This window comes from Finegoldia sp. P1-F-LS (assembly GCF_052932205.1).
In genome coordinates, this window is record NZ_JBRFJH010000040.1 from 1 (window position 1) to 298 (window position 298).

A 298-nucleotide genomic window follows, 5' to 3' on the forward strand; every position below is an offset into this window, starting at 1 on the left:
CAGTTGGCTCGTTTGTTTCTGCAAGTGATTTATTCACAACGACTTTTACATTGACAATTCTCGCCTCGCCATTTTCGAATGTCACTTTGATTTTTCCGATGTAGTTTCCAGATTTGTTTGTGTTTATTGCATCTTTTTCTGTGATGTCTGTAACTTTCGCTCCACTTGGCAAATTTTTGATGTTGTCTGTCAAGTCGTATGTTTTGCCGAATTCCACAATTTCATCAATTGCTTCAACTGTTGGTATTGGTGTGATTACCGCTGCTTGTTTTTGTATGATAATTTTTGATTGTACTTC

The 298-nt window shown here is 36.6% G+C and carries 1 protein-coding gene; it reads right to left on the minus strand.

The genetic code is table 11. The annotated features are described in order from the left end of the window. A partial coding sequence (locus ACU68Y_RS09185; RefSeq protein ID WP_446755920.1) for a Rib/alpha-like domain-containing protein occupies positions 1-298 on the minus strand: 298 nt, incomplete at both ends.